Raw genomic sequence first — 20,856 nt, 5'->3', positions numbered from 1 at the left:
TTTGATATTTATTGGGAAGTTGAAATTATTCGAACGAAGAAAATAATCAAAAAAAAATTTGCTCTAAAAGTGAGACAATCCCTTTTTTAAACAAACTCCCCAATATCAAACCCCTCCAAATCATTATTCCGAAAAGTGGAAGAACTGGCTTCTGTTTCAGATGAAAGTGTGCTATCCAAAAGCTCGGCAATTTTTTGGGAAGCACCCTCGATGGAATTTTCCAGCAGGCTGAATAATTCAGTACCCTGTAATCTTTGAACTATCGCAATCGCCGTTTCCTTTTGGGCTTGCTCCAAACTTTCTTTTTGGAGTAACACTCCCACGGAGCTTAGTTCGTCATAGGTAACCCCTTGGGCAAGACTGTCATCGCTACCAGATATTCCGTACCTGTTCCATTCTTCTTCCTCTTCCTCTAAATCAGGCATATTTCTGAAAACATCGTCTAGTTCTTCCTGCGGAACTTGAATACCTACGTTTTCATTTTTGTCGTATTCAATGTCTAAATTATCAGGGTTTATCTCAGGTTCCTGAATTTGGCGTTCAATGGCACTGTTTGGCACTGAAAGGTTTCGTACAGGCTTGGGCTGACCCATAATATCAGGCAAGTTTGGATTAATTTTTTCCTGCGTTGGCTTTTGCTTTGGCCTTTTTTTAATGATGATCTTATCTTGCACAAGCAGGATAATAATTATCAGCAGGCATATCACAATTACTGTTTCCATAATCAAATAATAGGTTTTTGTTTTTCATTATGCAACGTTTTTATATCCTCTCCAAAATCCTGAAAATGTTGCTTCAGCACATTGTACAGGTAATCAGAAATTGTGATTTTTCCATCTCCGAGCATAAAAACAATACGGGATATATTTTGATGGAACTCCTCATTGTTATAGACTGACTTTCCGTTTTTAGCCAAAAATCCTGTTGGCTGTAAAAAAATGTACTTGTATTGCCCAATAAAATCGGGCTGTTTCTTTTTCTTAAATAAATTTTCCATAATCAAATATTTTAAAAAATGGGTTTAAATTTTTCATTAAAATCTTCTGTAATTGCTTTCTCGAATAGTTCAAAATGATGTTCCAGTATATTGTCAAGATAGGCATATAGCGGTATTTCATCTCTTCCGATAACCTGTATGATACGTGAGAGTCTTTCGTGATATTCCTGTCGGATATAGATGCTTTTATCTCCACGCTTCGTCATTGAGTGGGTTTTCAAAAAATGGGCGCCATAACTTCCGTCAAGGCTTTTCTTTGTTCGGTTCTTTTCCCTTTGTAGAGGTATGCTTCGTAGTAATTCTTCCTGCTTGTTATCTACTTTTTCCGGCTCTTCGATTGCTTCAGGCGGGAGATGTATTCCTTCTTTTTTAATGCCATCAACCATCAGGTTCATCATCATTTCTTCGTTAATGTCCGGAGTGACTTTTCTTTTATTATCTTTCTCCATAAGGCTATAATTGAATAATTTTCAGTAATTCTTCTATAAACAGGTCTAACTGACAGGCTTTCATCAAGCGTTCATCGGGAGGCATTACGGTAGAACGGAAAACGGTTCTGCTGTCCATTTCACTTTCTTTGCGAAAACGTGTGCTGTTCTTGACTTGGCTTTGCATCAGGCTTAACCCTAATTGTTCAATCAGCTGATTATACACTCCATATAAAGGTGTGCTTTCCCTGCCATCTACCTGATTCCAGAAAAGGTTAATGGTTTCTATGGAAGTTTCCCCCTTTTTCATAATCACATCCTGCAAAAGCTGTGTGAAGATGAGCGTACTTTCCATTACTAGACGGTCTGCCGTGATGGGCGTAAAAATGTGATTCATTCCAGCTAATGCTTTCAGAATGCCTGGCGTGTTCACGGTTCCGGGCAGGTCAAAGAATACAACATCAAGAGGAACTGAAGAAGCATTTACAAATTCGTGAGCCGATTGCAATACGCTATCCGCTTTGTATTGCATAATCGGATAGGCTTTTTTATTGATAGTGGTAAATTGTTTGTACGCCAGCTTTTTCAAAGCCTCATTTTCCATTACCATTGCCAAATCCCTTGTCTTCATTTTCATAAGACTGTGCTGTGGAAAATCAGCATCAAATACGGCTACATTATAGCCCAAACGATAATGCATTGTACTGGCAACAAGCGTTGTAAATGTACTTTTGCCAACACCGCCTTTTTGAGATGAAAATGCAATAAACTGAGGTTTCTTTTTTGTGTTCATATTTTTAAAATTTAAAGTTTATATATTCCTGCTTAAGTCTTGAAGACTATCAGGCAGGCTATACTGATTTCCTTCTATCTTTCTTGCAGGATAGCCATCAAATTTGCCTGCCAGAATTTCTGATTGCCTGCATTTTTGCAATACAGCAGTACTGTATTCATTCCCGTATCTTATCAATCAGGATTGCCGTCTTTCTTATGTTCCGTCAATCTAGAGAGCACGATATTTTGATAGCAAGCTGTCACGCTTTCTGACATTCCTGAATTCTTGCATTCCTGCATTCCTGCAATCAGGAAAGCCGAATTATCTGCTATCTTGAATGTACTCAATCCGTTCGTCCTGAAGTACGGGCTGACTGTCTTCCTGCCGACATTCAAAGGCAAAGAACTAATCATTTTCATTCGATTGTATAGGTGTGGCAGTATTTGGCATTCAAAGGCAGTGTTTGTCTCGGTATTGTATTGCAATACTCTTACAGGCAGGGCTTTACTTTGTAAAGTGATTTTTATTAACGGATTTATGCAAAAGCCTCTTGGCAAAATGGACTCTAAGCAGAACGGCATCGAGCCGTTTTCCCTGTTACATTTAATCCGTCCCGCAGGGCGGATTTTTGTGTTCAACAGAACACGGCAAGTTGTGTTTTGAGGCACTCGAAACCGAGTTAGTGCCTCAAAACAACTTGCCCTGCTGGGAGCTGAAAAAACCACTCCGAAGTCGATGTTTTGTGTGAATTAAAAATGGATTAGTGATGAACGAGAATAGTAACAAAAAACAGAATAAGGGCGGACGGACACCAAAAACCGACCCGAGCATCCACCGCCACGTTTTCCGTCTTACAGACGAGGAAAATGCAAAACTTTTATCGCTTTTTGAAGCATCGGGAATGCCCAATAAAGCAAAGTTTATCATTTCCCTGTTGTTCAGTAAGGAAATGAAATCGGTTAAAATTGATAAAGGAACGGTTGATTTTTATATGCGATTGACCTCGTTTCACAGTCAATTTCGCTCCATAGGCGTGAATTATAATCAGATTGTAAAGCTATTGTACCGTCATTTTTCCGAGAAAAAAGCCGTAGCGTTTCTCTACAAATTGGAAAAACAGACAGCAGAAATGGTGGTATTATGCCAAAAAATCATTCAGATAACCGAAGAATTTGAAGCAAAACATCTGAAAAAACAGCCTTAAAAATGATAGCAAAAATCGGCAGAAGCGGAAATTTATACGGAGCATTGGCATACAATCAACTCAAAGTGGAGAATGAAAACGGAAAAATTTTGTTTGCTAATAAAATGATTGAAACCGCTAATGATCATTATTCTGTTGCACAATTAGCCCAATCTTTTGCCCCTTATCTGATAGCCAATCGCAATACCGAGAAACATACCTTGCATATTTCGCTCAACCCCGACCCGAAAGATAAGGTTAGCGATGATAAATTCCGTGAAATGGTGGAAGAATACATGCGGGAAATGGGTTACGGCGAACAGCCTTTTGTGGTATTCAAACATACCGATATTGACCGTAGCCATATTCATATTGTATCGGTTTGCGTGAACGAAGAAGGCAAAAAGATTTCGGACAAGTTTGAAAAAATGCGGTCGATGAATGTATGCCGAGAACTTGAAAGGAAACACGAATTAATAACCGCAGTGGATAAACAACATAAGCCAAGCTACAAAATTTTCCGTCCGATAGATTATAGGGTAGGCGATGTGAAAAATCAGATAGCTTCAGTAGTCCGACACCTGCCGAACTATTATCAATATCAAACTTTGGGGGAATACAACGCTTTGCTTTCGCTGTTCAATATTACTACCGAAAAAGTGGAGGGCGAATTGCAGGGAAAGATGCAACGAGGTTTATTGTACATTCCCTTGAATGAAAAAGGAGAAAGAGCGGGACATCCGTTCAAGGCTTCTTTGTTCGGAAAAAGTGCTGGAATTCCTGCTTTGGAATTGCATTTTGAGAAAAGTAGAACTGCTTTGAAAAATCATCCAAGCCAAAAAATGTTGCAATCAGCCGTTATCATTTCGTTGCAATCTACAAGTGATGAATTGCGTTTTAAGAAACAGTTAACCGAACAAGGTATTAATGTAGTGGTTCGTAGAAATGAAACAGGACGTATTTACGGAATAACTTTTATAGACCATAATTCTAAAGTGGTTTGGAACGGTTCACGTTTGGACAAGGAGCTTTCTGCCAATACCTTTAATGATTATTGGAACAATAATATCAAACCCGAGATTAAAGAGCCAGTTGAACTACAATCGAAAATATCCACATCAAATGATGCAGATCTTCCTGCGGAAGAACCTCATCATTTGTTCGACTTCCTGAATACTACTGAAAAACACGAAGAAGGTTTGATTGAGGCATTAGGAGGTTTATTGCCCGAAACACAGAGTGAAGATTACGAGGAACAGGATTTTTCTAATAAGATGAAGAAGAAAAGAAAAAGAAGAACAGGTCATTAAAGATAAAATCGTAACTATCCGAAAAGGATTAACTTTGTCGGATAGTTCGGACTTTAATAAAGAGTTACTCCTGCAACTATTTATTCCAATTTTTAGCAACAAACTCATTTAGTTTGTCTCGCATCACAATGCTACTGGCTTCAGTCATCCTGATTATCTTTTCAACCTTTTGAAAACTTGCTTTTGTTTTAGGTACTTGATAGTTTTTTACAAAAGCATTACAAAAGTAGACAACTTCATAACGTTCTTTTTTATTTACACGTTCCCGATCACGAATAGCCGTGTAATCAGGATTATCGCCTTTGGTGGTTGTGTTTTCATAATCTTGATTGACCAAGTCATTCTCATCAAATTCTACCATAACTATAATTTTAAATTTCGTTAAAACTATAGGTTTTAAAATTGCATCCGTTACGGTTTTCCGTAAGAACATAATTTATTTAGAATAAGCCAAACCCTGCCACTTACCGCCAATGACTGCCATATTCTTATATTCAGCCTTTACAGTCTTTAAATTCACGCCCGAACATTAAAAAATTAAATAATGCAGGGAGAAGACGATTTAAGAGGACTTGCCAAGATTATGGCTTTTATGCGGGCAGTAAGTATCCTTTTGGTACTGATGCACCTTTATTGGTTTTGTTATGGTTTCTTTATGGAACGTGGCTGGACTTTAGAAGTAATCAACAAAATATTAGGCAACTTTCAGCGTACCGCTGGACTGTTTTCGCATACCTTATATACCAAGCTGTTTGCTTTGGTATTATTGACATTAAGCTGTTTAGGCACAAAAGGCGTAAAGAATGAAAAAATAACCTGGTCTAAAATCTATGTGGCTTTAGTGATTGGCTTTGTGTTGTTTTTTCTGAACACACCTTTGTTAAAGTTGGCTCCAGTAATAGGAACATTTTTGTATATACTAACTATCTCGTTAGGTTATATAGCCTTACTGATGGCGGGCGTATGGATGAGCCGTTTACTTCGTACCAATCTGATGGACGATGTTTTCAACAACGAGAATGAGAGCTTTCAGCAGGAAACCAAACTGATGGAAAACGAATATTCTGTCAATCTTCCCACAAAATTTTATTACAAAGGCAAATGGAACAACGGCTGGATAAACATCGTCAATCCTTTCCGCGCAACGATTGTTTTGGGAACTCCAGGTTCAGGAAAATCGTATGCTATCGTAAATAACTACATCAAGCAACAAATTGAAAAGGGATTTTCGATGTACATCTACGATTTCAAGTTTGACGATCTTTCTACCATTGCTTACAATCATCTATTGAAGCATCGGGATAAGTACAAAGTTCAGCCAAAATTTTACGTTATCAACTTTGACGATCCACGCAAGAGTCACCGTTGCAATCCACTTAATCCCGACTTTATGACGGACATTTCAGATGCTTACGAAGCAGCCTATACTATAATGCTTAACCTCAACCGTAGCTGGATACAGAAGCAGGGCGATTTCTTTGTAGAAAGCCCAATTATCCTGTTGGCTGCCATAATCTGGTATCTGAAAATCTATGAGGACGGTAAATATTGTACATTTCCACATGCCATCGAATTGCTGAACAAAAAGTATTCTGATGTATTTACTATACTTACCTTATATCCCGATTTGGAAAATTATCTATCGCCTTTTATGGATGCGTGGCAAAGCGGAGCGCAAGACCAATTACAAGGGCAAATAGCATCGGCAAAAATTCCTTTGTCGAGAATGATTAGCCCGCAGTTGTATTGGGTTATGACAGGAGATGATTTCTCGCTGGATATCAACAATCCCAAAGAGCCGAAGATATTATGTGTAGGGAACAATCCCGATCGTCAAAATATCTATTCTGCAGCACTGGGGTTATATAATTCTAGAATAGTAAAACTCATTAATAAGAAAGGACAATTAAAAAGCTCTATAATCATTGATGAGCTGCCAACCATTTATTTTCGAGGACTGGATAATCTTATAGCCACTGCCCGTAGTAATAAGGTGGCGGTATGTTTAGGATTTCAGGATTATTCGCAATTGACAAGAGATTATGGTGACAAAGAGAGTAAGGTTATTCAGAATACTGTGGGTAATATATTTTCTGGTCAGGTTGTTGGTGAAACGGCAAAAAGTCTTTCAGAACGTTTTGGGAAAGTATTGCAGAAAAGGCAGAGTATGAGCATCAACCGCAACGACACATCAACTTCAATATCTACACAATTGGACAGTCTTATACCAGCTTCCAAAATATCCACATTGACACAAGGTTTTTTTGTTGGTTCTGTATCGGACAATTTTGATGAACGCATAGAACAGAAAATCTTTCATGCTGAAATTGTTGTTGACAATGATAAGGTAGCTACCGACACCAAAGCTTATCAAAAAATTCCTGATATTCTATCCTTCATTAATGATCAAGGCGAGGACAAAATGAAACAGGAAATAGAAAATAACTACCGCCAAATAAAACAAGACATTGCACAAATTATTGGGGCGGAATTGGAACGAATTAAGAATGATCTTAGTTTACAGCATTTAGTTAAAGAATAATGATATTTTTCTCTAGTATACTTCTTTTGACATACAATCATTTACTAATAATGTTCTAATAGTGAGTATTGTTAAAATGTAGTGCCATAAAATTTTTAAAAAAACATAGTATTATTAAAAGTTACAGATAAAAAGTTAAACAAAATACAAATAAAACTAACACCAAAAAAATTAAATTTTGAATCCAATTTAATGAGGTGTTCTATAAAAATCAAACTCTAAATAGAAATAACCAACTAGCTTTGTTAAACTATTAACCATTACTTGACAATTATTCTTTTTTTTAATAAAATTATTTCAACTATTTTTTTTGTATTTATTCTTGAAAAGAATAATTGAAAAAAAATTCGAGATTATGCAAGCAATTATCCAAGAACGCATCCAAATTAAAAAGAAGTAATTATAGTTTGAAGAATTCACATATGTTAATGTAAGGGTTATAAACAGAGTTGTTAAACAATTTTTTACAATAGTATTTTTTTTTGTACTCATGTGCTCTTTTTGTGAAATAAAAAAACTGCTATAGAATCCTAAAGATAATATAGCAGTTAATTCTAATTTAAATTTATTAATCCTGGACTAAACTCTTCATAAAAGATATTTTCTTTATCAACATTTAAATTAAGTAAAGAATTATATTGAGCTTTTATAAATAATTCCGGGCCACATATGTAGTATCTTGCTTTGTCCAATAATATTGAATCCTTACAAATTTCTAAATCAATCCTTCCTTTAATTACATTTTCTCTAAGTTCACTTTCTTCAATATCCTCATAAAAAACGAATGTTCTTAGCCAATCTGCATCTTTGTCGATTGTTTCTACATCATTATTAAATGCCTGAACAGATTGATTTCTACAACTATGAATCCAAACTGTCTTACTTTTTTCCACTTTAATTTTATTGGTTTCCAAAATGCTTAACATTGGGGTAATTCCAATTCCACCGCTTATTAATACAATCGGTTCATTCGATTCCTTATTATGAAAAAAGATACCTGCAGGCGAGGAAAGCATAACTGAATCTCCTTCAAGTTTAGAATGCAAAGTATTTGAAACAATTCCCGCTGGATTATCATTAATTGATGATTCTTTTTTAACCGAAATTCTGTAATGATCACTATTGTGTGCGCTTGATAAACTGTATTGACGTGGCTGTAGTAAATCAAGTTCAGGAACATAAACCTGAACACTAACGAATTGTCCAGGGTTGTAATCTGCAACACTTTTACCATCTTCTGGATACAGATAAAATGACTTAATTTCTGTGGATTCTTCTACTATTTTTTTTATGATAAACTTTCTCCAACCAATCCAGCCACCACTTTTCTGTTTGTTTTCTTGATAAATGTTTTCTTCTAAATTAATCATTATAGCAGCAAGCTGGTTGTATGCAATGGTCCACGCCTCGAGTATCTCGCTAGTTGCAAGATGTCCAATTACTTCCTCGATTGAGGCAATAAGATGTGTTCCTACAATTTTATAGTGCTCAGGCTTAATGTTTAAACTTGTATGTTTTGAACCAATTCCTTTTAAAACATTTATTAATACTTCAGGATTTTCAATGTTTTCAGCATAGGCAAGAACAGCATTGGCTAAAGCCATTTTTTGCTTTCCGTTTGCTTGATTTCCCATATTAAACACTTCCTTCAATTCTGGACTATGTCTAAACATTCTATCATAAAAGTGAGCAGTTAAGGCTTCTCCTCCAGTTCTCAAAATTGGTATTGTTGCTTTTATTAATTCTTTTTGTGCAGTATTCAAAATATTTGATTTTATAATTATACAATTTGATTTTTACAAGGATAACGTGTTTATAAGAGTCATTAATAAGTTAAAACTAACACTTATCAATAAGGTATTGAATATTACTTTTGGACTTTGTTGTGATAAAACCATCACATTAAAACCCATACTTAGTATTATTACAAAAAAGAGTTCTACCATCTGTACTGGTCTAGTTCCATTCATCAAAATTGTCATAGCAGCTATTGAACCCAGGCAACTTTGAGCTAAAATCCCAAGGGTATTGAATCCCAAAAGACCTCTTGTATACGCTTCTAAATATGATTTGTAAGTTTCCATAATTAAATTAATTTAAAATTTATGGTACAAATTTATTTAGCTTTCTGGTTAACAATTTATGACCTCAATCATAATTGAAAATATTTTTTTAATGAAACTTAATGGAATAATTTATCTAAAAACCTTGCCCTTATTTATATAAAGTAGTTTCTTTTTTTCTAAAGATTTTATGGCGCGAATAACTGTTTCAACGCGCAAACCAGTGAAATCAGCAATTTGTTGTCTTGTTAAATCAACTTGATATTTTTCATCAACTGTAGTTTTATTGATAGTTTCTTTAAAATAGTCTATCAATTTTATGATGCGATGCTCAGGTTCTTGTGAGGATATCTCGGAAGCCATTATCGATTTAAAATATAATCGTTGGGCTAGTGCAGTTGTGATTTGTAAATTGACCTCTGGATTTAATTGTAATAGTTTAATAAATGAATCCCTTTTTAGAGCATAAACCTCCGAATCTATAATAGCTGTTGCATTAGCTGGATATTTTTTATTTATCAACAGCGGTGGTTCTCCAAAACTATCACCGGTAGTAAAAATACCTTGAATAAATTCCTTTCCATCGTCATTAAAATTATGCATTTTAATTTCTCCAGAATACATCTGGTAAAAGTTTTTAGCTTTATCAGATTCGTTGAATAAAATTTCGGTCTTTTTTATACTAATCCTTATTGCTCCATATTGAATCAACAAACTTTCACTAATCATATTTCAATAATTTACTATAAACAAAAAACTTATGATTAAAGAATTATAAATTTTTATCCTGCAAAAGTAATTATAATAAATTTGAAATCAGGTTTCACTGTATAACCTTGGTTTACCTTCTTTAATGGTTTATTAATAACACTGATGACAAGCGCAATATTATAATTTATTCTATATCAGCAATATAATATTAAAAAATCACTAAATATTTTGATTATTGTAATCGAAAAAGAACAATAAAAATCCAGAAAACTTCAAATATTGTAAAAACTGGACTATATATATAGTTAGTATTGCTAACTACTTTTGTCCTGTAATTACAAATACAACAAAATTTAACACTTAAAAAATAATCTTATGAGCAAATCAATTTTTTATCACGCAGGTTGTCCAGTTTGCATTAGTGCAGAACACGATGTAATTGACCTAATCGGACATTCAAAAGTTCAAATTATTCATCTTGGAAATGACAAATCTAGAATAGACGAAGCTATGAAAGCAGGAGTAAAATCTGTTCCAGCTTTAGTAACTCCTAATGGAAACGTATTACATATCAATTTCGGTGCCTCAATGGAGGAAGTTATCGGATAAGAAATAATTTATTCTGTTAAGAATAAAATTTAATTTAAAATAGTCAAATGAAAAATATATTATTTTCAGTGTTTATACTTCTTACAAGTATAGCAGTATTTGGTCAAGGCAATAATGCTAATCCGTCATTTACAAATTCTTTAGATTTACAAATTCAAAGTACAACAGCTACTTTTTCTAAAGATTTGCAACAAATAGTTTTCAAAATTCAGGTACAAGGTACTGCAGGACTCAGCAAACCAACTGCTTATGGACAATTAAATGGTGCTCCGGTTTTAGGATACGTATTTCCCACGACTTTATCTCCAACAGATGTTGGTTTTAATCAAACTTCGGGAATTGTAGCTCTTGCACTTACCTCACATCCTGATTTTGATGATACACCATTATGGGATGAAAATTTTGATAACAATTTCGAAAACGATGGATTAGTATGGCACGCCCATTGGGTTATTTTAGAAAATAACACTGCAGTAGCTGGTGGATTATCTGTTAAAGAGTTTGTACAAGGCGACACAACGGTAAAACTTCCACCAACGAATCCTGGTATGCCAATGTATATGGATTCTCCAGGATATTCTGTAGTAACAAAAACTAATACAATTAAAGTAATTGTACCTGCTTATAGAATAAATAACAAGACAAATTTCAATTTTGATGCGGTAGCAGCTTATATGGAAGTCAATACTTCAAATCCTGCATATCCTATGCTTGGTGTATACGCTGTTTACAGTGTTGCCTCTGGAAATTTATCATTACCCTATACAGTAACAATTAATTAGTAATCAATATGAAAACAAATAATATTTTTAAAAATAGATTTTTAAGTTCTATTTACTTAGCAATTTTATTGATAGCCACATCTTGTTCTAATGATGACGAAGCACAGGAGCCGGAAACAGTAAATCAGGATTTTAGAATTGAACAAGTAGCCGCTAAATACGACAATGTTCTAGATCAAATTATTATGACTATGACCGTTAAAGGTATGGCTGGTAACACACGTCCAACCGCTATTGGCAGCGAAAATGGCGCACCTGTATTGGGATATGTTTTTCCTACATCGCTAAGCTCCTCTGACGTTGGTTTTGGAACCACTACTGGTATTGTTGCAATGGCTTTGACTTCACACCCTGATTTTGATGACACTCCTTTATGGGATGAGAATAATGATAAAAATTATTTAAATGATGGTATAGTTTGGCACGCACACTGGGTTATTCTAAAAGAAGATTTAAGAGTGAATGGTAAACTATCTGTAAAAGAATTTAACGCTGGCGATCAAACTGTTGTACTTCCAAAAACAAATCCAGGGATGCCAATGTATATGGATTCCCCAGGTTTTCAGGTTGTAACAAATAATAAAACTATTAAAGTTATTTTTCCTATTACTGCTGTTAAAAACAAAACAAATTTCAATTTCGATGGAGTAACAGCATTTATGAAAGTAAATACAACTAATAGCGCCTTGCCTTTGCTCGGAGTTTATGAAGTGTATAATGTTGCCTCTGGAAATCTATCATTACCGTATACGGTTCAACAATAATAATAATCAGTTTATAATTATGAGCAAATCAATTTTTTATCACGCAGGTTGTCCAGTTTGCGTTAGTGCGGAACATGATGTTATCGACCTGATCGGACATTCAAAAGTTCAAATTATTCATCTTGGAAATGACAAGTCTAGAATAGACGAAGCTGTGAAAGCAGGAGTAAAATCCGTTCCAGCTTTAGTAACTCCAAATAGAAACGTATTACATATCAATTTCGGTGCCTCAATGGAGGAAGTTATTGGATAGTAGTCTTAATAAATTCAACAAGTAATCACTAATTTTTAAATTTAATTTTATGAGCAAATCAATTTTTTATCACGCAGGTTGTACAGTATGTATCAGCGCAGAGCACGATGTTATCGAGTTAATCGGTAAAGACAATGTAGAAATCGTTCATTTTGGCGATGACAAATCTCGAATTGACGAAGCAGTTAAGGCAGGTGTTAAATCTGTACCTGCTTTAGTTACTCCAAAAGGAAATGTATTGCACATCAATTTCGGAGCATCAATGGCTGATGTTATTGGTTAATTAATGTTGGTTTACCCAGTTGGGATTCACCCAGCTGGGTTTTTTAAAAATCTTTAAATTCAAAAAAAATGAAAAATTCAATTATCGTATTAGTAGCAATCCTTTCATTATCGATTGCACAAGCACAAACACAAAAGCCATCAGGATATACTTATGGTACAAAAGAAGTTGCAAAATCTCCTTTCACATTAGAAGAATTAAAATTATTGCAACAATCAATGCTTTTTACTGATGAGGATGTAAAGTACTTAAAAATGAGTAAAGACATCCTTAAAGATCAAACTAATGCAATACTTGATGTATGGTACGGTTTTGTAGGTGGTACTCCACAGTTAGTTTATTTTTTCGGTAATAAAACTACAGGAAAACCCGAAGGAGAATATTTGGCGAAAGTTAGAGGTCGATTTGAAGCTTGGATTTTGAATACCGCTGATGCTAATTATAATCAAGATTGGTTAAATTATCAATATGAAATCGGTTTACGTCATTACACCACTAAGAAAAACAAAACCGATAATGCTAAATCTGTTCCAGTTATCAATTACAGATATATCCCTGCATTAACTATACCGGTTACAACTACGTTAAAACCTTTCCTTGCAAAAAAAGGAGCTAGTGCTGAAGATGTTGAAAAAATGTACAATGCTTGGGTAAAGTCAGTTTTAATGCAATCTATACTTTGGGGACAACCTTACATGAAAAAAGGAGAATTTTAATATTGAATATATGAAAGTAGCAGTATGGGATACTTATGTAACCCGAAAAGATGGTAAGGTTATGCATTTTGATATTCTTGTAGATGAAAATCAAAAAGATCAAAACATAATTTTTGAATATGGAAAAAAGTATTTAAAAAACGTAATGCAAGAAGGACAACCTTTAACTTCAAAAGAATGTAATTTTTGTCATATAGACAAAGCACCAGAAAATGTTGAAAAGGAAATTTTAAATAGAGGGTATTCTATTATCGAAATGGAAAACTGCTATTAGTTTTAATCAGGAACATTATTTTTGTAAACCGAAGGTTAAACATGCCTTCGGTTTATTAATTATAACATTATGGAGAGTATATACAATCTAGATTATCAGAATTCAAGCCTTGAAAACAAAATAGTTATTGGTTTTGACCGAATTTCTCAAGTATTCAAAACGTTACTAATTGAGGAATCAAAGCACTACAATTTAAGTCCAATTCAAATACAGTTACTTATTTTTATAAATTATCATTCAGAGAATAAATCAACAATTAGTTATCTATCAAAAGAATTCAATTTATCAAAACCTACTGTTAGCGAAACTATTAAAACGCTTGAGAAAAAAAAATACATAACAAAAATTTCAGACAAATTTGATACAAGAAGCTATTTTATTCAGATAACTGATTTAGGAAAAAGTATAGTTCAACAAACAGAACAATATGTAAACCCATTGGTAAATATTATATCAAATATTAGTGAAGCCAACAAGGTTATGTTGTGGCAAAGCATAACCAATATTATTAACGAGTTAAATAATATTCAATTAATAAACTCGCATAGAACCTGCACCAATTGTCAGTTTTATTCACAAAATAATAACATTCCATATTGTGCACTACTTAACCAAGTACTGAAAATTGAAGATATACGAATAGATTGTCCAGAGTTCAAATAATTACAAATAAAATGATTAAAAACGATTTATTTCTTCGAGCCTTAAGCAACCAGCCGGTCGAGCGTCCGCCAGTATGGATGATGCGACAAGCGGGCAGATATCTGCCCGAATTTAGAGACATCCGCGATAAATATGATTTTTTTACTCGTTGCGAAACACCCGAATTAGCTGCAGAAATTACAATGCAACCAATCCGAATAATTAAACCAGATGCTGCTATTTTGTTTTCTGATATTTTGGTTGTGCCTCGTGCAATGGGAATTTATGTGGAACTAAAAGATAATTTAGGACCAATAATTCCTAATCCAATTCGATCACTCGAAGATGTTAATAAAACTATTATTCCTGATGTAAATCAAACTTTGGGTTATGTTTTTGAAGCCATAAAAATAACCAAAGAAATGTTGAATAATGAAGTACCTCTAATTGGATTTGCAGGTTCGCCTTGGACAATATTGTGTTATGTTGTTGAAGGGAAAGGATCCAAAACATTTGATACTGCTAAAGGATTTTGCTTTTCAAATCCAATCGCAGCACATACTTTATTACAAAAAATTACCGACACAACTATTTTATATTTAAAAGGGAAAATAAAAGCGGGATGTGATGTTATTCAAGTTTTTGATTCTTGGGGCGGTATGTTATCGCCAGTCGATTATCAAGAGTTTTCTTGGAGATACATTAATCAAATAATTGAGGCAATAGCAGATGATACAAAGGTTATTGTTTTTGCGAAAGGTTGCTGGTTCGCTTTACCAGCGATGTCAAATTCAAAAGCAGCTGCTTTAGGAATTGATTGGACTTGTTCCGCTGAAAACGCAAGATATTTAACTGGAGGTCAAATTACATTACAAGGAAATTTTGACCCAAGCAGGTTGTTGTCACCTATTCCAAAAATAAAGAAGATGGTTCATCAGATGATTAATGAGTTTGGTACAGATAACTACATTGTAAATCTTGGGCACGGCATATTACCCAATATTCCTGTTGATAATGCTAAAGCTTTTATTGATGCTGTAAAAGAATATAATCCATAGTTAAATTTATGATCTACACTCAGAAGGAAAAAGCACAGCAATTCCATAAACTTCATAATACGGGAGAGTTATTTGTATTACCTAATATTTGGGATCCTTTGGGTGCTGCTTTATTAGAAAATTTAGAATATCCAGCCATTGCTACCGCTAGTGCATCTGTGGCATACAGTAACGGATTAAGTGATGGTGAAAAAATTACTTTTGATGAAGTTCTCAATAATTTAGGCAAAATTACAAATAGTGTAAATATCCCTGTAACTGCCGATATTGAAAGTGGTTATGCAACCAATAATAAAGAGCTTGAAAACAACATAAAACGGTTGATTGAAAAAGGAATCGTTGGTATTAATATTGAAGATACCAATAGGTCAACTAACAACCTGTATACAATAAAAGCGCAATGTGATCGAATCAAGTTGATTAAAAAGGTAAGTATTGAAATGGATATACCACTTTTTATAAATGCACGTACAGATGTTTTTCTTCACGAAGATAGTTACACAACTGAAGAATCAAAATTTGAGGAAATACTTAATAGAGGTTTAGCATACAAAGATGCAGGAGCGAACTGCTTTTTCCCAATCGCTATAACTTCTCAAGAGAATATTCAACAATTGTTTGCTCAATTAAAGATGCCAATAAATATCTTAACAATACCCGGAATTCCGGATTTAATTACACTTCACAATCTTGGTGTAGTTAGAGTTAGTTTAGGACCGTCATTATTAAAAATTGCAATAAAAGCAATGAAACACATTGCACTACAATTTAAGGAGAACCAAGGATTGTCGACAATAATAGAAAACGAAATAACATCTGACTATTTAAAAATGTTAATAAAGAAAAAATGAGCCAACGAATTTCTATAAAAAATTCTGATAGAAAGACCTATGATTTGATGCTAGAATTAGAAGCACAAGCAAAGTTTATTCAAGTTAATCCTAAACTTTTAGAACTTATAAAGATTAGAGCATCACAAATAAATGGTTGCACCTATTGTATCAAAATGCACACAGAATTAGCTATAAAATTAGGCGAAGACCCAAATAAAATCTCTGCATTATCAACTTGGGATAAATTAAGTCTTTTTTTAGAAGAAGAGAAAGCAGTTCTACAATTAACCGAAGAGATAACCAATATCAATTTGGTTGGTGTTACAAAAAGTACATACAATAGTGTGGTTAATATTTTTGGTAATAAAATAACAGCACAATTAATAATGCAAGTTGTCTTAATAAATTCTTGGAATAGAATTGCTATGGCAACCGAAATGAATTAAAAACAATTAAAATTACTAATCTAAAAAATTTAAGTTATGAAAGCTACATTGTATCACGATGGTTGTAAAATTTGTTCAGAAGTAGGACAAGACATTGTTAATCTAATAGGATTGACAAATTTAGACATTACTCACGTGGGGTTACATCCAGAAAAAGAAGAAGAAGCGAAATTAAAAGGAGTTAAAGTGTTTCCAGCATTAGTACTAAGTAATGGCAACGTACTCCACTTTAATGTATTGGAACACGAGGGTAATATCGAGTGTTTGTTGTAAATAACCTATCTTATCAATGTCAAAATTTCATCTCAATACTCAAAAATTAATTCAAGGAGAATTCAAAATACAAAAAGTAAATCTTGCATTTGTTTTTCAGGTAAATTGTCCGGGTTGCTTTATATATGGTATCCCAATAGTCAATAATTTGTTTAAATTACTCAATGATAAAGTTGGATTTATTGGAGTAGCTACAGCTTTTGAGGATTTTGAATTTAACAACGAGGAAAACCTAAAATTACTTTTAAAAAGTGGTACACTAATCGGAGAAACTAAAAAGTATTACAATACAAATTTTGGACTTTCTAATTATTTCGAGAAACTTAATTTTCCTGTAGCATTTGATAGTATTGCACCTAGTAGTCAATTTATAAATTCAAATAAAATTAAATTAGTTTGTGAAGCAATACCAAATTTTAAAAATTTTTCTGAAAAAGATAAGGAAATTTTAATGATAAAAATAAAGGCATATTACAGTCAAGTCCCATTAATTGCTGAAACATTTACAATAAATCAATTGCAAGGCACTCCATCATTTATCATTTTTGACTACAATAAAAATATTTTATATTCTTATTTTGGTCATTTGGAAGAAACTATTTTGAACTCAAAATTGAAAGAATTGCTATTATTAAGATGACCTTGATTTATAAACAAATGGTTTATAAATGTATTGGTTCATTTTTATAATTTACAAAGTAAAATATTAGTGCATTTATTTGTGCCAAAGATTAAATACCCATTAAATAAATGTGTTCACGTAATTAATCACCCTATAAAATTAGTGAATAGAAGTAGCTGCATTGAAGTATAAGTTTAATAAAATAAATTAACAATGGAAGAAGTACATACTAAATACTCGAACGAAGAACTCTTGAAATCCCTTCCAAACTTTACAAGTAATTATGCGGAGGTTAATAATACTAAATTACATTATGTAAAAGGCGGAAAAGGAGAGCCATTAATTTTAATTCCTGGTTATCCGGAGACATGGTGGTCTTACCATAAAATAATGCCAACACTTGCAGAGAAATACTGTATAATAGTTGTGGAGATGAGAGGAATGGGAAGTTCTGACAAACCGTTATTTGGTTATGACAAAAAAAATATGGCAAAAGATATTTACGAACTAATATTGCAGTTGGGATATGAAAAGGTTTATATTGCTGGTCACGATATTGGAGCACATATTGCTTTTAGCTTTGCTTCAAATTTCACACAGGCAACTTCCAAATTAATACTTCTTGATACACCTCATCCAGATACAGGAATGTACCAACTTCCTATGCTTCCTATTCTAGGCGCAAGTTATATTTATCCTTGGTGGCTTGCTTTTAATCAGGTTGAAGATATACCGGAACAACTTCTTGAAGGGCGAATGGAAATTTTAATAGAATGGCTATATAAAAAATTATTAATTAATTATAACAGTGTCAGTGACTTTGATAAGGCAGTATATGCATACGCATATAATAGCAAAGACGCAATTAGAGCTTCCAATGCTTGGTATCAAGCATTTCCAATAGATATTGAAGATTCCAAAAATTACAAAAAAATTGCAATGCCTGTTTTGGGAATTGGCGGAAGTGGTTATGAAATGCTAAAAATTTCGTTAGAGTCTACAACAACCGATTATAAGTTACATAAAATATATGAATGCGGGCATTTTATATTAGCAGAAAAACCACAGCAAACAGTAAACATTATAATGCAATTTTTGGGAGAAACAAAAAATCAGTAAAGTGATTATCATAAGATGTTAATAATTAACATAAAAACAATTTGAATGTATAATAGTAAACAAATAGCTTTAAATTTTATAAAATCTTTTGAAAATAGTTATGAGCAAGTTTTAAGTTTTTTATTAGACGAATGTATAATTGAATATCCGTATGCAGATAGTTTAAATACGTCATCAAAATTAAACAAATACGATTACTCGATTTACCTTAAAAATGCACTGAAGGCTATGAATGATTTTAAAGTTTCAGACATAGAAATATATTCTGTAAGTGAGAATCTTGTTTGGGCTGAATTTTGTGGAGAATCATTTCAGTTAGGAATAAAACTGGGTTTAGGTAAAAAATATTCACAAAAGTATGTAGTACGCATAAAATTTAAAAAGGGTCTAATTATCAATTATAAAGAATATTGGAATCCATTAGCATTAACACCAAATACTTCAAATACACAAATTAAAGAAATCTTTAAAAAAGAAAATTAATGAAAATAGCAATTGGAACTGCAACTGGAAATATTGGTAGCTTTATCGCAAAAGAACTATCAAATACTGATAATGATTTGATATTATTAGGACGAAACTTTTCTAAACTTAAAAATTTAGAAGTTACTAATGCAAAACTAATACAATTAGACAGTTTAAATGCTAACGATGTTATAAACGCTACCAGAAACTGTGATGCACTTTTTTGGATTATCCCTCCAATATTAACATTAGAAAGTATTGAGGAAAGTTATAATAAGATGATACATTCAGGTGCAACAGCAGTTCAACAAAATGATATTAAAAGAGTAGTTTTGGTTTCATCATTAGGCTCAAATTTTCCAGGAAATCTAAGTACAATCAGTTATGTGAATAAACTAGAGAATACCTTTGCAGCAATTTGTAAAAATGTTGCGGTAATAAGACCAGGATATTTTATGGAAAATTTGTTAAACCAAAAGGATGCTATTTTGAAAAATAATAGGGTTGAATGTCCATTTGATGAAAATCACAAAATTCCTTTTATAAGCACAGATGATATTGGAATTATTGCTGCAAATTATTTACAAGATAAAAATTGGCAAGGAATTATTATAAAAGAACTTATGGGACCTGAACACCTTTCAATGCTGGACGTGGTGAAAATGTTTAGTAAAATGCTAAATAAAAATATTAAATACAAACAGATTACGTACGAAGAGATAAAAATCCAGACAGCGAAAATGGGCTTAAATAATGCAATTCAGATCGAATTATTTAATTTATACAAGGCATTGGGTGATCCAAAAGGAATATATTCTTTACCAAGAACTAAAGAAGCTTTTACTCCAATAACATTAAAAAATATGATTAATAAAAAATTTTTAAGTTAATGGAATAAGACAAATTTTTGTAGTTGATTCAAATTTTCCAATATATTTAATCAGCTGCAAAGCAGTCCAAAATAATTTTAAGTTAAATGGAAAAATATTACTTACAAATTTTATCTTCTAAAATTTAACATTTTAAATTTAATTTTTCTAATATTTTAATAATTTCTTTTGCGTCAAATTTATCTCTTTCAATCCTGATAATTTTATGTCCACAAGGATAACCCATTATTGGTTCATTGAAATCGTAGTCAACTTACAAATTACTTTGTTACTTTTTTTATATTAATAATAATATTTTGAGCTTGTTCTTTACGTTTTATATCTGTGGTAAATACTTAACCATTTTAAAATTTTTCCTCTACTAATTTCCCATTTACTACTGCTCCTGTAACGTTGTTGGTCAATACATTGGAGCTCATATAGCTTTTAGATTTGCTTCAAATTTCACACAGGCAACTTCCAAATTAATACTTCTTGATACAACTCATCCAGATACAGTAATGTACAAACTTCCTATTCTGGGCGCAAATTATATTTATCCTTGGTGGCTTGCTTTTAATCAGCTTGAAGATATACCGGAACAACTTCTTGAAGAGCGAATTGAAATTTTAATAGAATGTCTATATAAAAAATACTACTAAATTATAACGGTGTCAGTGACTTTGATAAGCCAGTATATACATATGCATATGATAGCAAAGATGCAAATAGAGTTTCTAATGCTTGATATCAAATATTTCCAGTAGATATTGAAGATTCCAAAAATTACAAAAAAATTACAATCCCTGTTTTGGGAATTGGCGGAAGTGGTTATGAAA

The 20,856-nt window shown here is 32.8% G+C and carries 28 protein-coding genes; 19 read left to right on the top strand and 9 right to left on the bottom strand.

Annotation, left to right across the window (positions count from 1 at the left end):
* Positions 1-86 precede the first annotated feature (86 nt).
* The 5 genes from LNP22_RS01010 to LNP22_RS00990 all read right to left on the bottom strand — a co-directional run bounded on the left by LNP22_RS01010 (position 87) and on the right by LNP22_RS00990 (position 2,547).
* Positions 87-722, bottom strand: a complete 636-nt coding sequence (locus tag LNP22_RS01010) for a conjugal transfer protein TraD (RefSeq protein ID WP_229974915.1) — start codon at positions 720-722, stop codon at positions 87-89.
* 2 nt (positions 723-724) lie between these two features.
* A complete protein-coding gene (locus LNP22_RS01005; RefSeq protein ID WP_229974914.1) occupies positions 725-997 on the bottom strand; it encodes a DUF3408 domain-containing protein in 273 nt (90 codons plus the stop codon).
* An 11-nt stretch (positions 998-1,008) separates the two neighbouring features.
* Entirely contained in the window at positions 1,009-1,446 is a 438-nt protein-coding gene (locus LNP22_RS01000) for a DUF3408 domain-containing protein (RefSeq protein WP_229974913.1), read from the bottom strand.
* Between the two features lie 4 nt (positions 1,447-1,450).
* On the bottom strand, positions 1,451-2,218 hold the full coding sequence (locus LNP22_RS00995) for a ParA family protein (protein WP_229974912.1): 768 nt from the start codon (positions 2,216-2,218) through the stop codon (positions 1,451-1,453).
* Between the two features lie 173 nt (positions 2,219-2,391).
* Positions 2,392-2,547: a hypothetical protein gene (locus LNP22_RS00990; protein WP_229974911.1), complete on the bottom strand. Its 156-nt coding sequence runs from the start codon at positions 2,545-2,547 to the stop codon at positions 2,392-2,394.
* A 419-nt stretch (positions 2,548-2,966) separates the two neighbouring features.
* Here LNP22_RS00990 and mobA point away from each other — a divergent pair, with 419 nt between their 5' ends.
* A complete protein-coding gene (gene mobA / locus LNP22_RS00985; protein WP_229974910.1) occupies positions 2,967-3,404 on the top strand; it encodes a conjugal transfer protein MobA in 438 nt (145 codons plus the stop codon).
* Positions 3,405-3,406: 2 nt separating this feature from the next.
* On the top strand, positions 3,407-4,693 hold the full coding sequence (mobB, locus tag LNP22_RS00980; protein ID WP_229974909.1) for a conjugal transfer protein MobB: 1,287 nt from the start codon (positions 3,407-3,409) through the stop codon (positions 4,691-4,693).
* Between the two features lie 76 nt (positions 4,694-4,769).
* Here mobB and LNP22_RS00975 read toward each other — a convergent pair whose 3' ends face one another.
* Positions 4,770-5,054: a hypothetical protein gene (locus LNP22_RS00975; RefSeq protein WP_229974908.1), complete on the bottom strand. Its 285-nt coding sequence runs from the start codon at positions 5,052-5,054 to the stop codon at positions 4,770-4,772.
* Positions 5,055-5,237: 183 nt separating this feature from the next.
* On the opposite strand from LNP22_RS00975, the gene mobC reads away from it, so the two are divergent.
* Positions 5,238-7,235, top strand: a complete 1,998-nt coding sequence (gene mobC, locus LNP22_RS00970) for a conjugal transfer protein MobC (protein WP_229974907.1) — start codon at positions 5,238-5,240, stop codon at positions 7,233-7,235.
* A gap of 554 nt (positions 7,236-7,789) precedes the next feature.
* On the opposite strand, the gene hmpA is transcribed toward mobC, so the two are convergent.
* The 3 genes from hmpA to LNP22_RS00955 form a co-directional block, all read right to left on the bottom strand.
* Positions 7,790-8,998, bottom strand: a complete 1,209-nt coding sequence (hmpA, locus tag LNP22_RS00965; protein ID WP_229974906.1) for an NO-inducible flavohemoprotein — start codon at positions 8,996-8,998, stop codon at positions 7,790-7,792.
* A gap of 33 nt (positions 8,999-9,031) precedes the next feature.
* On the bottom strand, positions 9,032-9,319 hold the full coding sequence (locus LNP22_RS00960) for a hypothetical protein (protein WP_229974905.1): 288 nt from the start codon (positions 9,317-9,319) through the stop codon (positions 9,032-9,034).
* A gap of 111 nt (positions 9,320-9,430) precedes the next feature.
* Entirely contained in the window at positions 9,431-10,027 is a 597-nt protein-coding gene (locus LNP22_RS00955) for a Crp/Fnr family transcriptional regulator (protein WP_229974904.1), read from the bottom strand.
* A gap of 357 nt (positions 10,028-10,384) precedes the next feature.
* Here LNP22_RS00955 and LNP22_RS00950 point away from each other — a divergent pair, with 357 nt between their 5' ends.
* From LNP22_RS00950 to LNP22_RS00875, 16 genes are all read left to right on the top strand, one after another.
* Positions 10,385-10,618, top strand: a complete 234-nt coding sequence (locus tag LNP22_RS00950; RefSeq protein WP_229974903.1) for a thioredoxin family protein — start codon at positions 10,385-10,387, stop codon at positions 10,616-10,618.
* A gap of 47 nt (positions 10,619-10,665) precedes the next feature.
* A complete protein-coding gene (locus LNP22_RS00945) occupies positions 10,666-11,400 on the top strand; it encodes a hypothetical protein (RefSeq protein ID WP_229974902.1) in 735 nt (244 codons plus the stop codon).
* Between the two features lie 68 nt (positions 11,401-11,468).
* Positions 11,469-12,164: a hypothetical protein gene (locus LNP22_RS00940; RefSeq protein ID WP_319616431.1), complete on the top strand. Its 696-nt coding sequence runs from the start codon at positions 11,469-11,471 to the stop codon at positions 12,162-12,164.
* A 19-nt stretch (positions 12,165-12,183) separates the two neighbouring features.
* Positions 12,184-12,417 (top strand): thioredoxin family protein, encoded by a 234-nt coding sequence (locus tag LNP22_RS00935; protein ID WP_229974901.1) that lies wholly within the window; start codon positions 12,184-12,186, stop codon positions 12,415-12,417.
* Positions 12,418-12,466: 49 nt separating this feature from the next.
* Positions 12,467-12,700, top strand: coding sequence for a thioredoxin family protein (locus LNP22_RS00930; RefSeq protein WP_229974900.1), 234 nt, complete (start codon positions 12,467-12,469; stop codon positions 12,698-12,700).
* Positions 12,701-12,768: 68 nt separating this feature from the next.
* Positions 12,769-13,416 (top strand): protoglobin domain-containing protein, encoded by a 648-nt coding sequence (locus LNP22_RS00925; protein WP_229974899.1) that lies wholly within the window; start codon positions 12,769-12,771, stop codon positions 13,414-13,416.
* Between the two features lie 10 nt (positions 13,417-13,426).
* Positions 13,427-13,690 (top strand): DUF2024 family protein, encoded by a 264-nt coding sequence (locus LNP22_RS00920; RefSeq protein WP_229974898.1) that lies wholly within the window; start codon positions 13,427-13,429, stop codon positions 13,688-13,690.
* Positions 13,691-13,759: 69 nt separating this feature from the next.
* Complete coding sequence (locus tag LNP22_RS00915; protein ID WP_229974897.1) at positions 13,760-14,353, top strand: MarR family winged helix-turn-helix transcriptional regulator; 594 nt, start codon at positions 13,760-13,762, stop codon at positions 14,351-14,353.
* 11 nt (positions 14,354-14,364) lie between these two features.
* Complete coding sequence (hemE, locus tag LNP22_RS00910; protein WP_229974896.1) at positions 14,365-15,390, top strand: uroporphyrinogen decarboxylase; 1,026 nt, start codon at positions 14,365-14,367, stop codon at positions 15,388-15,390.
* An 8-nt stretch (positions 15,391-15,398) separates the two neighbouring features.
* Positions 15,399-16,241 (top strand): isocitrate lyase/PEP mutase family protein, encoded by an 843-nt coding sequence (locus tag LNP22_RS00905; RefSeq protein ID WP_229974895.1) that lies wholly within the window; start codon positions 15,399-15,401, stop codon positions 16,239-16,241.
* A complete protein-coding gene (locus LNP22_RS00900) occupies positions 16,238-16,669 on the top strand; it encodes a carboxymuconolactone decarboxylase family protein (RefSeq protein WP_229974894.1) in 432 nt (143 codons plus the stop codon). Before LNP22_RS00905 ends, LNP22_RS00900 begins: the two co-directional genes overlap by 4 nt.
* A gap of 36 nt (positions 16,670-16,705) precedes the next feature.
* On the top strand, positions 16,706-16,942 hold the full coding sequence (locus tag LNP22_RS00895) for a thioredoxin family protein (protein ID WP_229974893.1): 237 nt from the start codon (positions 16,706-16,708) through the stop codon (positions 16,940-16,942).
* A 148-nt stretch (positions 16,943-17,090) separates the two neighbouring features.
* Entirely contained in the window at positions 17,091-17,582 is a 492-nt protein-coding gene (locus LNP22_RS00890; protein WP_229974892.1) for a hypothetical protein, read from the top strand.
* Between the two features lie 195 nt (positions 17,583-17,777).
* Positions 17,778-18,683 carry an alpha/beta fold hydrolase gene (locus LNP22_RS00885; protein WP_229974891.1) on the top strand — a complete coding sequence of 302 codons (906 nt, stop codon included), beginning with the start codon at positions 17,778-17,780 and terminating at the stop codon, positions 18,681-18,683.
* 45 nt (positions 18,684-18,728) lie between these two features.
* On the top strand, positions 18,729-19,166 hold the full coding sequence (locus tag LNP22_RS00880; RefSeq protein WP_229974890.1) for a nuclear transport factor 2-like protein: 438 nt from the start codon (positions 18,729-18,731) through the stop codon (positions 19,164-19,166).
* Entirely contained in the window at positions 19,166-20,038 is an 873-nt protein-coding gene (locus tag LNP22_RS00875) for an NmrA family NAD(P)-binding protein (RefSeq protein ID WP_229974889.1), read from the top strand. The genes LNP22_RS00880 and LNP22_RS00875 overlap by 1 nt, the downstream gene beginning before the upstream one ends.
* The last annotated feature ends 818 nt before the right edge of the window (positions 20,039-20,856 follow it).

Origin of the sequence: Flavobacterium flavipigmentatum (genome assembly GCF_020911905.1) — a bacterium.
Classification (GTDB): domain Bacteria; phylum Bacteroidota; class Bacteroidia; order Flavobacteriales; family Flavobacteriaceae; genus Flavobacterium; species Flavobacterium flavipigmentatum.
Note: the sequence above shows the minus strand (reverse complement) of the source record. Positions and strands in the feature narration are given on the sequence as shown.